This window comes from Azohydromonas sp., from assembly GCF_035325925.1.
Lineage (GTDB): Bacteria > Pseudomonadota > Gammaproteobacteria > Burkholderiales > Burkholderiaceae_C > Calidifontimicrobium.
The window spans coordinates 1-14557 of record NZ_DAOKZA010000016.1 but is presented as its reverse complement, the minus strand read 5'-3'; the positions used below and the strand labels follow the sequence as shown (position 1 = coordinate 14557).

General features: G+C 74.4%; 10 protein-coding genes. 1 reads left to right on the top strand and 9 read right to left on the bottom strand.

Annotated features, from left to right (window positions below):
• Position 1 precedes the first annotated feature (1 nt).
• From PKC53_RS08005 to PKC53_RS07975, 7 genes are all read right to left on the bottom strand, one after another.
• Positions 2-1564 carry a thymidine phosphorylase family protein gene (locus PKC53_RS08005; protein WP_324427927.1) on the bottom strand — a complete coding sequence of 521 codons (1563 nt, stop codon included), beginning with the start codon at positions 1562-1564 and terminating at the stop codon, positions 2-4.
• Positions 1561-2325 carry a lysophospholipid acyltransferase family protein gene (locus PKC53_RS08000; protein WP_324427925.1) on the bottom strand — a complete coding sequence of 255 codons (765 nt, stop codon included), beginning with the start codon at positions 2323-2325 and terminating at the stop codon, positions 1561-1563. Before PKC53_RS08000 ends, PKC53_RS08005 begins: the two co-directional genes overlap by 4 nt.
• A 34-nt stretch (positions 2326-2359) precedes the next feature.
• Entirely contained in the window at positions 2360-3688 is a 1329-nt protein-coding gene (locus PKC53_RS07995; RefSeq protein ID WP_324427923.1) for a dihydroorotase, read from the bottom strand.
• 138 nt (positions 3689-3826) lie between these two features.
• Positions 3827-4789 carry an aspartate carbamoyltransferase catalytic subunit gene (locus PKC53_RS07990; RefSeq protein ID WP_324427921.1) on the bottom strand — a complete coding sequence of 321 codons (963 nt, stop codon included), beginning with the start codon at positions 4787-4789 and terminating at the stop codon, positions 3827-3829.
• Positions 4790-4803: 14 nt separating this feature from the next.
• Positions 4804-5307, bottom strand: a complete 504-nt coding sequence (gene pyrR / locus PKC53_RS07985) for a bifunctional pyr operon transcriptional regulator/uracil phosphoribosyltransferase PyrR (RefSeq protein WP_324427919.1) — start codon at positions 5305-5307, stop codon at positions 4804-4806.
• Positions 5304-5717 carry a Holliday junction resolvase RuvX gene (gene ruvX, locus PKC53_RS07980; RefSeq protein ID WP_324428003.1) on the bottom strand — a complete coding sequence of 138 codons (414 nt, stop codon included), beginning with the start codon at positions 5715-5717 and terminating at the stop codon, positions 5304-5306. Before ruvX ends, pyrR begins: the two co-directional genes overlap by 4 nt.
• Positions 5718-5927: 210 nt before the next feature.
• Complete coding sequence (locus PKC53_RS07975) at positions 5928-6506, bottom strand: YqgE/AlgH family protein (protein WP_324427918.1); 579 nt, start codon at positions 6504-6506, stop codon at positions 5928-5930.
• 34 nt (positions 6507-6540) lie between these two features.
• Here PKC53_RS07975 and PKC53_RS07970 point away from each other — a divergent pair, with 34 nt between their 5' ends.
• Entirely contained in the window at positions 6541-8058 is a 1518-nt protein-coding gene (locus tag PKC53_RS07970) for a deoxyribodipyrimidine photo-lyase (RefSeq protein WP_324427916.1), read from the top strand.
• Positions 8059-8077: 19 nt separating this feature from the next.
• On the opposite strand, the gene PKC53_RS07965 is transcribed toward PKC53_RS07970, so the two are convergent.
• The gene (locus tag PKC53_RS07965) at positions 8078-8668 is read right to left on the bottom strand and encodes a DUF924 family protein (protein WP_324427914.1); all 591 of its coding nucleotides are present in this window, start codon (positions 8666-8668) and stop codon (positions 8078-8080) included.
• The gene (locus PKC53_RS07960; protein WP_324427912.1) at positions 8665-14547 is read right to left on the bottom strand and encodes an Hpt domain-containing protein; all 5883 of its coding nucleotides are present in this window, start codon (positions 14545-14547) and stop codon (positions 8665-8667) included. The genes PKC53_RS07965 and PKC53_RS07960 overlap by 4 nt, the downstream gene beginning before the upstream one ends.
• Between the last annotated feature and the right edge of the window lie 10 nt (positions 14548-14557).

Below are 14557 nucleotides of genomic sequence, written 5' to 3'. Positions count from 1 at the left end.
GTCACGGCGTCGCCCCGCCGGCGGCGAACTCGCGCGGCAGGTCGGCCGCCTCGCCGACGCGGTAGCCGCCGTCGCGCGTCGCCAGCCCGCGCGCGAACGTGTGGTCCGCCTCGAAGCGCGCGTGGATGCGGTACAGCACGTCGCCACGCGCCACGGGGTCGCCGAGCTTCTTCAGCAGGTCGATGCCCGCCTCGGCCACCTGCGGTGCGCCGGCCAGCCGCGCGATGCGCGCGATGCGCAGGTTGTCGATCGCGGTGACCACGCCGTCAAGCTCGGCACGCACCTCGTGCGTCAGCGATGCCGGCGGCGGCAGCGGGCCGGGGCGCCGGCCCTGCGCGTCGATGATCGCGTTCATGCGCGCCAGCGCGCGCCCCGAGTCGAGGATGTCGCGCGCGATGCGGAAACCGTCACCGCCGCGAACGTCGGGGTCGAACTCGATCACGCGCCCGGCCAGCCGCAGCGCCTTCTGGCGCAGGTCCGACGGCGCTTCGGGGTGGTTCTCGAGCACGCGCATCACGTCGCGCACCTCGAGCACCGGGCCGACGCCGCACCCGATCGGCTGGCGCCCGTCGGTGATCACCGCGTCGAGCTGCAGGCCGAGCCGCGTGGCGACGTACTCGAACAGCTTCTTCAGCCGCTGCGCGTCGGGCATCGAGCGCACCTTGGCGCTCGGGCCCACCGGGATGTCGAGCACCAGGTGCGTCGAGCCGGCGGCGATCTTCTTCGAGAGGATCGACGCCACCATCTGCCCCGGCGAGTCGATCGCCAGCGGCCGCTCGACCGAGATCAGAATGTCGTCGGCCGGGCTCAGCTCGGCGGTGCCGCCCCAGGCCAGGCAGCCGCGCGTCTCGCGCACGATGGCCACCAGCCGCTCGAACGGCAGCGCCACCTCGGCGAGCACGTCCATCGTGTCGGCGGTGCCGGCCGGCGACGTGATCGCGCGCGACGAGGTCTTCGGACACAACATGCCGTGCGCGGCGACGATCGGCACCACCAGCATCGACGTGCGGTTGCCGGGAATGCCGCCGATGCAGTGCTTGTCGACCACCGGCCCGCCCCCGACCTCGTGGTGCCAGTCGAGCCGCCGGCCGGCGGCGATCATCGCCTCGGTCAGGTGCAGCACCTCGTCGCGGTCGAGTTCGAACTGGTTGGTCGCGACGACGAACGCCGCGAGCTCGACCTTCGAGTACCGCGCCTGTGCGATGTCGGCGATGATCGCGTGCAGGTCGTCGCGCCCGAGTCGCTCGCCGTCGATCTTGCGGTGCAGCGCGGCGATCGAGCGCGGCGGCTCGGCGTGCGTGATCGACGCCTCGTGGCCGTCGGCCACGCCGATGCGCGCGAACGCCTCCTCGCTCAGACCGAGCTCGCAGACCTCGACCAGCCGCGCGTCGTCGACGACGTTGAGCACCGCGAGGATGCTGCGGCCGTTGGCCTGCACCTGCACCTTCGACAGCGCCTGGAACCCGGCGGCGCGCACCACCGGGCAGTCGCGGTGCAGGTAGGCCACGTTCTCGCGGAACGTGTCGATGCCCACGCGGCGCAGGCGCAAGGTGGCGACGGTCATCGGGTCGGTGCGTCGGGCAGGGCGTCAAGAGCCTCGGCGATCGACTGTCGCACAGTTTCGGCCAGTGCCCGGCGGTCGGCGTGCGCGCTGCCCATCGCCGGCAGCACGCGCACGCGCACCGTCAGGCCGTCACCGCACGCCAGCCGCCACAGGCTGCGCGCCAGCGTGGTGTCGCCGGTGAACTCGGCCGCCGCGCTGACCGCCTGCGTCGCGTCGGCGTAGCGCAACGCGACCGGCTGCACCGGCGTCGACGTCGCGATTGCGGCCTGCAGCAGGTTGGCGTGGAACGGCAGCAGACCGCGGCCGTCACTCGTCGTGCCCTCGGGGAACACGGCCACGGTCTGTCCGGCGGCCAGCGCCTCGGCCATCCGGTGCACGACGCGCAGCGCGTCGCGGCGCTTGTCGCGCTCGAGGTACAGCGTGCCGGCCGCGTCGACCAGGCGGCTGACCAGCGGCCAGTGCCGCACGTCGGCCTTCGAGACGAAGCGCGCCTGCGGGCACACGGCGTGGATCGCCATGATGTCGAGCCACGAGACATGGTTCGCGACGACCAGCTTCGCCGCCGGTCTGAACGTGCCTTGCGCGTCGAGCCGCAGGCCCAGCGCGCGCAGCATCCCGCGCGCCCACCACGCGATGCGCGCGTGGCGTGCGGCGGCGTCGAGCGACGGGAAGCGCAGCAGCACGATGGCCAGCCCGCGCAGCCCGTGGACGACGGCACGCCCGAGGCGCCAGACGGCGCGCAGCCGCCGGCCCGACGTCATCGTCCGCCCACGGCGCGCGGCCGCCGCAGGGGCCTCATCGTGCCAGCGCGGCGTGCGCCTGGGTCTCGAACGCCACCGTGCCGGCGACCAGCGTCGCCACGACGACGCCGGTCAGCGCGGTGCCCGTCGACGCGAACGCGAACGGCGTGTGCTTGCCCTGGCTGGCCAGCGCCTGCGGCGACACCGCCCAGGTCGCCTCGGGGTCGAACACGCACACGTCGGCGACGCCGCCCTCGGCGAGGCGCCCGGCGCTCGACGCCAGCGAGCCGAGCGCATCGCCGAGCACGCGCACCGGGTGGCTGGTCACTCGCGCCAGCGTGTCGGCCAGCGACAGCCGCGCGTCGGCGCCCCACTTCAGCGCCAGCCCGAGCAGCAGCTCGAGCCCGGTGGCCCCCGGCTCGGCTTCGCCGAACGGCAGCGTCTTCAGGTCGCCCTCGACCGGCGTGTGGTCCGACACCAGCGCATCGATCGTGCCGTCGGCCAGCGCGGCGCGCAACGCGTCGCGGTCCGCCTGCTGGCGCAGCGGCGGCACGAGGCGCATCGCCGGGTTGAAGAAGCCGATGTCGACGTCGGTCAGGTGCAGCGAGTTGATGCTCACGTCGGCCGTCACCGGCAGCCCTTCGGCCTTGGCCGCGCGCACGAGGGCGACGCCCGCCGCGCTCGACAGCCGGCACAGGTGCACGCGGCAGCCGGTGGCGCGCACCAGTTCGAAGATCGTGTGCAGCGCGATCGTCTCGGCGGCCACCGGCACGCCCGACAGGCCCAGGCGGGTGGCCACCGCCCCGCTGGCGGCCACGCCCTTGCCGAGCCACGCGTCCTGCGGCCGCAGCCACACCGTGTAGTCGAAGGTGGCCGCGTACTGCAGCGCACGCAGCAGCACCTGCGTGTCGCGCACCGGCGCGTCGGCCTGCGAAAAGCCGACACAGCCCGACTCGGTCAGCTCGGCCATCTCGGTCAGCGCCTCGCCGGCCAGTCCACGCGTCAGCGCGCCGAGCGGGAACAGCCGGCACAGGCTGAGCTTGCGCGCACGGAACTTGAGCATGTCGACCAGTCCCGGCTCGTCGAGCGGCGGATCGGTGTCGGGCGGACACACCAGGCTGGTGACCCCGCCGGCGGCGGCGGCCTCGAGCTCGCTCTCGAGCATGCCCTCGTGCTCGTGGCCCGGCTCGCGCAGCCGCGCCGCGAGGTCGACCAGCCCCGGCGCGACGACGAGGCCGGTGGCGTCGATGACGCGCTGCGGCTCGAAGTCGTTCGGCACGCCGCCGATCGCCGTGATGCGCCCGGCGGCGATCGCGACGTCGGCGGTCTCGTCGCGGCCCGTGGCCGGATCGACGACGCGGCCGTTGCGGATCAGGATCTTCATGTCATCGACTCCGGCGTGCGACGCAAGACATAGCGCGCACCTTGGTGCGGAATCCGGCAGCCGCCGCGGATCCGGCTTCGCCGGTCCGCCGGCGGCGCCCCCTCGGGGGGGAGGCGCCGAAGGCGCTTCGGGGGTGGATCACGCCTCATTCCCCGCGATGATCGACATCACCGCCATGCGCACCGCGATGCCGAACGTCACCTGCGGCAGGATCACGCTGTGGCTGCCGTCGGCCACCGCCGAGTCGATCTCGACGCCGCGGTTGATCGGCCCGGGGTGCATCACGATGCAGTCGGGCCGGGCCAGCGCGAGCTTGTCCTCAGTGAGGCCGTAGTGCTTGAAGAACTCGCCTGCGCTGGGCAGCATCGCGCCGCTCATGCGCTCGTTCTGCAGCCGCAGCATGATGACGACGTCGGCGTCGCGCACGCCCTCGGCCATGTCGTGGCACACGCGCACGCCCATCGCGCGCAGGTCGCCCGGCACCAGCGTCTTCGGGCCGACGGCGCGGATCTCGGGCACGCCTAGCGTCGTGAGCGCGTGGATGTCGCTGCGCGCCACGCGCGAGTGCACGATGTCGCCGACCACCGCGACCGTCAGGTTCGTGAAGTCGCGCTTGAAGTGGCGGATCGTGTACATGTCGAGCAGACCCTGCGTCGGGTGCGCGTGGCGCCCGTCGCCGGCGTTGACGACGTGCACGTGCGGCGCGCAGTGCTCGGCGATCAGGTACGGCGCGCCGCTCTCGGCGTGGCGCACGACGAACATGTCGGCGTGCATCGCACTCAGGTTCGCGATCGTGTCGAGCAGGCTCTCGCCCTTGGCCGTGCTGCTGCGCGCGATGTCGAGGTTGATCACGTCGGCCGACAGGCGCTTGGCGGCGATCTCGAACGTGGTGCGCGTGCGCGTGGAGTTCTCGAAGAACAGGTTGAACACACTCTTGCCGCGCAGCAGCGGCACCTTCTTGACCTCGCGCTCGTTGACGCTGAGGAAGGTGCCCGCGGTGTCGAGGATCTGCGCGAGCACCGCCTGCGGCAGCCCCTCGATCGACAGCAGGTGGATCAGCTCGCCGTGTCGGTTGAGCTGGGGGTTGCGGCGCGACAGCATCGGGGCAGGTCCCGTCAGGTGGTGGCTTCGACGGCGAAGGTGAACAGGCCCGCCGGGTCGCGCGCCAGCGCCAGCTTCTGCGACGCCGGCAACGCGACCTTGGCCGCCGCGACGCCGGCCTCGATCGGCAGCTCGCGCCCGCCGCGGTCGACGAGCACCGCCAGCTGTACGGCCGCGGGGCGGCCGAAGTCGAAAAGTTCGTTGATCACCGCGCGGATCGTGCGCCCCGTGTAGAGCACGTCGTCGACGAGCACGATGTGCGCGCCGTCGACGGCGAACGGCAGCTTGGTCGCGTCGGCGCCGGCGGCCATGCCGCGCTGGCCGAAGTCGTCGCGGTGCAGCGAGCTGCTGATGACGCCGGGCACGCCGGGCAGCCCGAGGTCGGCCTGCAGCCGCTCGGCCAGCCACGCGCCGCCGGACCACACGCCCACCAGCACGCCACCGGGCTTGAGCAGCCGGCGCACGCCGTGCACGAGCTCGCGATACAGCGCTTCGGCGTCGAGGGCGAGGGTCGTCATCGTGGGTGCTCCCGCAGGTACTGGTCGAGGATCAGCGCCGCCGACGCGGAGTCGACGTCGGCCGCCCCCGCCGCGATCGCGTCGGTCGTCGTGTAACGCTCGTCGACCTCGTGCACCGGCAGCCGGAAGCGCCCGTGCAGCTGGCGGGCGAAGCGCCGTGCGCGGCGCGTATTGTCGTGCTCGCCGCCGTCGGGGTACAGCGGCACCCCGACGACGAGCGCGTCGGGCCGCCACTCGTCGACCAGCCGCGCGATCGCGGCGAAGCGCGCCTGCCCCTCCGCCGCGATCGTCGTCAGCGACTGTGCCTGCCCGAGCAGCGTGTTGCCCACCGCCACGCCGACGCGGCGGGTGCCGAAATCGAAAGCGAGAAAGCTCCGGGGCCGGGTCGCCGACGTGGCGGACGCCGTCATCGCGCCCGGCAAAGACGGAGCCGGGCGCAGCGCGCGACCCTTCCAGCGGTCGCCGCGGATCCGGCTTCGCCGGTCCGCTGGCGTGCCTTGCCGGCCGCGCCGGGCCTTGCAGCCCGGCCGCTCGCCGGGCACGAAAGGCCCACCGGACCTTTCGTGCCCGGGCTCGCCCCCCACGGGGGGGAGGCGCCGAAGGCGCTCCGGGGGGGAGCCTCACGCATGCCCGGCGTCCTGCGACAGCATGCGCGGGTCGATGCCGAGCAGGCGCACCGCGCGCTCGTAACGCTCCTGCACCGGCGTGTCGAAGATGATCTGCGGGTCGGCCTGCACCGTCAGCCAGCCATTGCGGCCGATCTCGTCCTCGAGCTGGCCGGCGCCCCAGCCGCTGTAGCCCAGCGTCACCAGCACCTTCTTCGGGCCGCCGCCGGCCGACAAGGCCTCGAGCACGTCCTTGCTCGTCGTCATCTCGAGGCCGCCGGGGATCTCGAGCGTCGAGTTGTACGGGCTGGCCTCGTCGCCCACCTTCTCGTGCAGCACGAAGCCGCGCTCGGTCTGCACCGGCCCGCCGAAGTACACCGGCTCGTCGGCGAGGTCGTCGCGGTCCAGCGACAGCTCGACCTTCTCGAACAGGTTCTTCAGCTTGATGTCGATCGGCTTGTTGATGACCAGCCCGAGCGCACCCTTGTCGGTGTGCTCGCACATGTAGACGACCGTCCCGGCAAAGGTGTCGTCGGCCATGCCGGGCATGGCGATCAGGAACTGGTTCGTCAGGTCGATGCGGCGTTCGGCCATGCGCAAATTCTATTCGCGCGCCACACTCCGCGACATGGACAAACCCCCGGTTCGAGCGTACGACGGCGCGCTGGTGTGGCTGCGCCGTGACCTGCGCGCCGACGACCACGCGGCGCTGTACCACGCGCTGACGTCGGCGCGTCGCGTGTGGTGCGCGTTCGTGTTCGACACCGCGATCCTCGACGCGCTGCCGCGCGTCGACCGGCGCGTCGAGTTCATCCGCGACAGCCTGGTCGGCGTCGACGCCGAACTGCGCGCGCTCGCGGCGTCGCACGGCGTCGACGGCGGCGGGCTGATCGTCGCGCACGGCCGCGCCGCCGACGTGCTGCCCGCGCTGGCCGACGCGCTGCGCGTGCAGGCGGTGTACGCGAACCACGACGACGACCCGTACGCGGTCGACCGCGACGCGCGCGTGCGCGGGCGGCTGTCGGAGATCGGCATCGCGCTGCACACGAGCAAGGATCACGTGATCTTCGAACGCGACGAGGTGCTGACGCAGGGCGGCAGCCCGTTCTCGGTGTTCACGCCGTACAGGAACGCCTGGCTGGCCAGGCTCGACCCGTACTACGTGCGCGCCTACCCGGTGGCCAAGCACGCGTCGGCGCTGGCGCCGCGCCCGCCGACGCCGCCGTCACTGGCCGCCGGACTCGCCTGGGCCGGCGTGCCGGCGCTGGCCGACCTCGGCTTCGAGCCGAGCAACCTGCACCGGCTCAAGCTGCCCAGCGGGGCCGCCGGCGCCGCAGAACTGCTCGACGACTTCCTCGCCGAACGCATCCACCGCTACCACGAGACGCGCGACTTCCCCGCCGTCAAGGGCCCGAGCTACCTGAGCACGCACCTGCGCTTCGGCACCGTCTCGGTGCGGCGGCTGGCGCGCGAGGCCTGGCGGCGCGCGCAGGCCGGCTCGCGCGGCGCCGAGGTCTGGCTCGCCGAGTTGGTGTGGCGGGACTTCTACCACCAGATCCTGCACCACCACCCGCATGTCGTCGGCCACGCGTTCCGCCCCGAGTACGAGCGCATCCGCTGGGAACACGGCAGACACGCCGACGAACAGTTCGCCGCGTGGTGCGATGGCCGCACCGGCTACCCGCTGGTCGACGCCGCGATGCACCAGATCAACCAGACCGGCTACATGCACAACCGCCTGCGCATGGTGGTGGCCAGCTTCCTGACCAAGGACCTCGGCATCGACTGGCGCCGCGGCGAGGCCTGGTTCGCCGAGAAGCTCAACGACTTCGACCTCGCCGCGAACAACGGCGGCTGGCAGTGGGCCGCGTCGACCGGCTGCGACGCGCAGCCGTACTTCCGCATCTTCAACCCGGTGGCGCAGAGCCGCAGGTTCGACCCCGACGCGCGCTTCATCCGCCGCTACCTGCCGGCGCTGGCGAAGCTGCCCGACAAGCTGATCCACGCGCCGTGGCTGGCGCGCCCCGCCGACCTCGCCGCCGCCGGCGTCGAGCTCGGGCACGACTACCCGGCGCCGATCGTCGACCACGCGCAGGCGCGCGAGCGCACGCTGCAGCGCTACGCGGCGGCGCGGTCGCGGCCGTGAGCGGGCCGCCCCACGGCACTCAGAACCGCGACCCGGGCTGCTGCAGGAAGGCGTGCTCGTCGGCCACGGTCGCCCGGCCGAGGATCTCGTTGCGATGCGGGAAGCGGCCGAAGCGCGCGATCACGTCGCGGTGGCGGCGCGCGTAGTCCAGCGCGCCGGCGATCGCCTCGCGGTGCGCGCCTGCGTCGGCAAGCAGGTCCTCGAACAGCTGCACGCAGCGCTGCTGCAGCGCCAGGTCCTCGGCGTGCTCGAGCGGCAGGTACGCGAACCAGCGCCGCAGCGGCGGCAGCCGGCGGTCGTCGCCGCGTTCGATCAGCTCGAGGGCCAGCGCCAGCGCCCGCACGTCGCCGGCAAAGGCGCGCGGCGTGCCGCGCCCGACGTTGCGCGTGAACTGGTCGAGCACGACGATCAGCGCGAGCGCGTCGTCGGGCGTGGCCGCCCAGCCGGCGAGTTCGCCGCGCAGCGCGGCGTCGATCGTCGCGCCGAAGCGCTCGGCGATCTCGCGGTCGAACGCGGCGCCGCCGTTGAACCAGCGCCTGTCCACCGCGTCGTCGCCTCCGAACCAGAACGCCAGCACCTGCGCCGGCGTCGCGACGGCCGACACGTTCACGCGGCGACCGGCGCCGCGACGTGGCGCGCGACCAGCGCCAGCAGGTCCTCCTCGGCGTAGGGCTTGCCCAGGTAGTGGTCGACGCCGAGCTCGGCGGCGACGTCGCGGTGCTTCTGCGCGATGCGCGAGGTGATCATGATCACCGGCAGGCCGCGCCAGCGCGCGTCGCCGCGCAGGTTGCGCACGAGGTCGAAGCCGTCCATGCGCGGCATCTCGATGTCGCTGAGCACCACCGCCGGCTTCTCCTCGGCGAGCCGCTCGAGCGCCTCGAGCCCGTCCTTGGCCAGCGCCACGCGGTAGCCCTCGCGCACCAGCAGGCGCTGCGTGACGCGGCGCACCGTCAGCGAGTCGTCGACCACCAGCACCAGCGGAGCGCGCTCGACCGGCGCCGCGTCGGCGGGAACCTCGGGCGCCGCCAGCGCGGCGGCCCGCATGCGCGCGTGCGCGCCTTCGCCGTACACCGCGGCCAGCGCCACCGGGTTGTAGATCAGCGCCGGCGCACCCGACGCCAGCAGCGTCATGCCCGCCAGCCCCGGCAGTCGCGACAGCTGGGGCCCCAGGTTCTTCACCACCGCTTCCTGGTTGCCCAGCACCTCGTCGACGTGCAGCACGACGCGTTGCTGCGCGCTGCGCACCACCACCAGCGTCGCGTGGCGGCCGCGCGCGGCGCTGCGCGCACCGGTGTGCAGCAGCGCGCCGAGCCAGTAGAACGGCAGCCGCTCGCCGCCGAGTTCGATCTCGCCGTCGACGCAGGCCGACTCGACGAGCTCGGCGGGCACGCGGCGCACCGCGTCGACCAACGTCGAAGGCACCGCCACGCGCGTGTCGGCGCAGCGCAGCATCACGACCTGCGTCACCGCGGTGGTCAGCGGCAGCACCAGCTTGAAGCGCGTGCCCTGACCGGCGGCGGTGGCCGTCTCGATGCGCCCACCCATCGCCACGACGTCGGAGCGCACCACGTCCATGCCGACGCCGCGCCCGGCCAGCTCGGTGACCTGCTCGGCGGTCGAGAAGCCCGGCGTGAAGATCAGCTGCGCGATCGCGTCGTCGGCGGCCGGCGCGCCGGGCGCGATCAACCCCAGCGCCTCGCCGCGCGCGCGGATGCGCGCCAGGTCGAGGCCGCCGCCGTCGTCGCGGAACTCGATGCCGACCTCGTTGCCCTCGTGCGTCAGCGTGACGGTGATCTGCCCGGCGGTGTCCTTGCCGGCGGCGGCGCGCCGCTCGGGCGACTCGACGCCGTGCGTGACGCAGTTGCGCAGCAGGTGCTCGAAGGCCGGCGTCATGCGGTCGAGCACGCCGCGGTCGACCTCGATCGAGCCGCCGACGATGTCCAGCCGCACCTGCTTGCCGGTTTCCTTGGCCGCTTGGCGCACCACCCGGTACAGCCGCTCGGCCAGGCTCTCGAACTCGACCATGCGCGTGCGCAGCAGGTCGTCCTGCAGGTCGCGCGTCAGCCGCGCCTGCGCGGCCAGGTCGTCCTCGGCCGACTGCAGCGCACGCTGCAGGCTGCGCTGCACGGTGGCGACGTCGTTGACCGACTCGGCCATCATGCGCGTGAGTTCCTGGAAACGCGTGAAGCGGTCGAACTCGAGCGGGTCGAAGTCCTGCGCCGCGGCCTTCGCCTGCTCCATGCGCGAGGCGATCTGCGTTTCGGCCTGCAGCTCGAGGTCGCGCAGCTGCCGGCGCAGCCGCTCGAGGTTGTCGGTCAGGTCGACCAGCGAGGTCTTGAGCTGCCCGACGTCGGCCTCGATGCGCGAGCGCGTGATGCTGACCTCGCCGGCGTGGTTGACCAGGCGGTCGAGCAGCGGCACGCGCACCCGCACCGCGCCGGCGACCGCGGCGCTGGCCTCCGACGGCGCGGCGCCGACCGGCACCGACGCATGCAGGAAGTGGCTCCAGTCGATCGCCGACGGCGCCGCCGGCGTCGGCGCCACGGCCGGCGCCTGCGCATCGACGGCGATCGGCTCCGCACGCAGCGGCGCGGCCGGGGCGATCGGCTCGGCCGGCGTCGTGCCGCCACGCAGCGCCTCGAACACCGTGCCCAGCGTGTCGCCGCGCGACTGCAGCGCCTCGACGTCGGCGACGTGCACGTCGCCGCGCGCCAGCAGGTGCTCGATGGCGGTCTCGAGCCGGTGCGCGAGCTCGCCCAGGCGCATCGCGCCGGCCAGCCGCGCGCCGCCCTTGAGCGTGTGCAGCGTGCGCATGCACGCAGCCGCGGCGCCGGCGTCGGCCGGGCGGCGCACCCACTCGCGCAGCCGCGACGCCAGCTGCGGCAGCAGTTCCTGCGCCTCCTCCTCGAAGATCGGGAAGAGTTCGGCGTCGACGGCATCCTCGACGTCGATGTCGTCCTCGCTGTCGAGCGCCAGCGGCGAAGCGCCCAGCAGCACCGGTGCCGCCTCGGCGGCCGCGCTGTCCTCCGGCAGGGTCTCGGTGAGCGCCACCTCGATCGCGCCCGCGTCGCCGGCGTCGGCCGCCGGCGTCTGGCTGGCCGCGACCGTGGCGAACGCCGCGTCGACGCCGGCGCCGTCGATCGCCTCGACGAAGCCACCGGCGTCGTCCTCGACCACGTCGAGCGCGAAGGCCTCGATCGCGCCCGACAACGTGGCCGGGTCAACCCCCTCGTCCGCCTCGTCCGCGCCGGTTTGCCCGGCCGCCGCGACCGCGTCGGCGCGTGTCGCGACCGCGCGCCGGCGCGCGTCGGCGTCGACCTCGTGCGCAGCCAGCCGCTCGAACAGCACCGGCGGCACCGCGGGCAGGAAGCCGGCGGCAAACTGGTGCAGCAGGCGGCGGATCTCCTCGGCCACCTCGCCGAACAGCGCGGATTCGTCGACGTCGCCGCGGCCGATCGCCTGCGAGCGCATCAGCGCGTGCTCGAGCGCGCGCGCGAGGTTCGACAGGTCGTGATACCCCACGGTGGCCGAACTGCCGGCCAGCGAGTGCGCCAGCGCGATCGCCGGCTCGCCGATCGGCCGGTGCAGCTCGTGCGTCCACTCGGCGATCTCGGTGACCAGCCGGCGCGACAGCTCGTCGGCCTCGTTCAGGTAGATGTTGAACAGCGGGATGCTGATGCGCAGCGGCCCGACCGTCTTGAACTGCTCGGCGTCGGCTGCCGGCAACTCGATGGCCCCCGCATCGGCCGACACGGCCGCGGGCACGGCGGGCTCCCCGGGCAGCGGCCCGCCGTCGGCGGGCATCGGCGCGAAGGCCGCGGCCGTCGGCTCGGCGTCGACCGGTGCCTGCGCTTCGGCGTCGGGCAGGTCGACGACGTCGGCCGCCGGCGTTGGCGCACCCGCCGCGTCGAACGCACCCAGGTCGAGCTCGAGTGCGGGCGCGGCGGCGCCGCCGGCCGGTGTCGCGAGGCCGGCGTCGAATGCCGGCGCGGGTTCGGCGACGGCCGAGGCCGGCGCGTCGGGCGTCGCGCCCGCGACCGGCGCCGCGGCGAGGTCGGGCAGCGGCGCGGCTTCGAGCGACTCGCCGAGGCCCGGCCCGAGGTCCAACCCGAGGTCGAGCGACAACGTGCCCCACTCCGGCGGCACGTCCAGCATCACCTCGGCCGGCGGCATGTGGGCCGCCGCCTCGACGGGCTGCGCCTGCGGCACCTGCGCCGGTGGCGGCAGTTCGAGCGCTTCGGCGTCGGGCAGGCCGGGCACGGCCGCCTGCAGCGCCACCTCGGCGACCGCAGGCGCCAGCGGTTCGCGGCGGCCGTGCAGGCGCAGCGCATCGGCGGCGGCCTGCACCGCCGCCGGCCGGTGGCCGGCGTCGTGGCCATCGGCCACCGCGTCGACCCAACCCTGCAGGTGGTCGAGCGCCTCGGTGCTGAAGCCCAGCAGGTCGTCGTCGGCGCGCGGCGCGTCGGCCAGCCGCGTGTTGTACAGCTGCTCGCAAGCCCAGGCGGCCTCGCCGAACTCGGCCAGCCCGACCATGCGCGAGCTGCCCTTGAGCGTGTGGAACGCGCGCCGCACCGCGGTCATGCCGGCCAGGTCGTCGGGCGCGTCGGCCAGCGCGACCAGCGCATCGCGCGCATGGGCCACCACCTCGCGCGCCTCGTCGATGAAGATCGCACGCACCTCGGCGTCGTCCTCGAGGCCGGTCTGGCCCGGACCGGCGACGGCCGGCGGCGGCACCGGCGCCGACGGCAGCGACTCGACCGGCGGCGCGCTGGCCGCCGCGACGAGGTCGTCGATCGAACGCGCGAGCTGCTCGCGTGCCTGCCGGCGCGCGTCGTCGTCGTCGGCGCGTGCCAGCGCCACGCGCGCGCGGCTGGCGGCGTCGGCCAGCGCGCCCTGGTCGGCCACCAGAGCCTGCTGCGACAACGCTTCGAGCCGGCGCCGCAGTTCGTCGTCGCGGCACAGCGGGTCGCGCGCGGCGCAGGCCAACGTCCGCGCCCGCTCGAGCAGGTCGCCGGCCGGCTCGGCCGGCGCCTCGGCCGGCGCGGCGACCGCGGCGCCGACGCGCGAGCGCAGCAGCCCGGCGTCGGCGTCGAAGGCGAACAGCGCCTTCGCCAGCGCCGGCTGCACGCCGAGCATGTCGACGAGGAAGCCGAGCGCGCCGAGGTTGGCCGCGAGCCGGTCGATGCGCACCTCGCGATCGCCGTCGTGGGCCGCGGCGAGCAGCGCATCGACGTCGTCGCGCATGCGCAGCACCGCGTGCGAGGCCTGGTCGAGGCCGAGCACCGACAGCACGCCGCGCATGGTCTGCAGCTGTGCCGGCACCGGCACCAGGCTGTCGCGCTGCCCCGGGTCGCGGAAGTACGGGTCGATCGCCTTCTCGGCCTCGGCCAGCGCGGCGCGCAGCTCGTGCACGACGCTGCCGATCGTCTGGCGGTCGGACACGCGCCGGTACAGCTCCTCCATCCAGCCGTCGAGCGCGCCGACCGGCTGGCCGGCGTGCACCGCGGCGATGCGCTGCGCCAGCCGGCGCACCCGCGTCGCCTGCTCCGGATGGTCGAACTCGGCGTCGTCGAACACGGCCTCGACCCACAGCATGCCGGTGGCGACCTCCATCGCCAGCGCGGGCGACGGCGCGGTGCCGCGCTGCTGCGTGTCGACCGCCGCGCGCTGCAGCGCCTCGCCCAGCACCTCGCCCTGCGGGAACATGCGGCGCAGCGAGTCGGCCACCAGCGCGAACGACTCGGACAGGCTGGCCGCGCGGTGCATCTCGCCGGCGGCCACCGCCGACCACGCGTCCTTCGCCGCGGTCACGCGCTTGCGCGCCTGGGCGAGCCACGCCGGGTCGTAACGCCCGAGCGAGGCGGCCTCGTAGTCGGTGGTCGCGTGACCCCACAGCCCGAACGCGCGGCGCGCCGCGGCCAGCCGCGGCGTCGCCGGGGTGTCGCCCGCCGGACCGGCCTGCGCGCAGAAGAAGAGCAGGTCGTGGCGCAGGCGCTCGGCGCCGGCGGCGGCGTCGGCGGCCGGGGCGCGCGCGCCCAGCCGCAGCTGCGCGAGCAGCCGCGCGGCCATGCGCTTGACGTACACGTCGGCCGGCAGCAGGCCGTGCGCCTGGCCCTCGAAGAACGCGGCGGCGAGCCGCCACAGCGCAGCGTCGCCGCCGCGCGCCGCGACCCCGTTGCCCAGCGCGGCGAACAGCGCGCTCATCTGCCCCGCCGCCGGGCCGCGCGGGTGGCGCAGCAGCGACAGCATCTGTGACTCGAGGTCGGCGCGGAACGCCTCATCGGCGTCGCGCGGCGCCAGTTCGGCGTCACCGGGCAGCTCGGCCGGCGCCACCGCGGTGTCCCACAGGTCGGCCGGGTGCACGCGGTCGGCGCCGGCCAGCGCCTGCACCGCGCGGTACTGCGGGAACAGCGCCAGCGCCGCCACCGGCTTGCCGGCCAGCTTGCGCGCGACGTAGTCGAGCAGCGCGAACGACGCGCGCTCGATCACCTCGACCGCG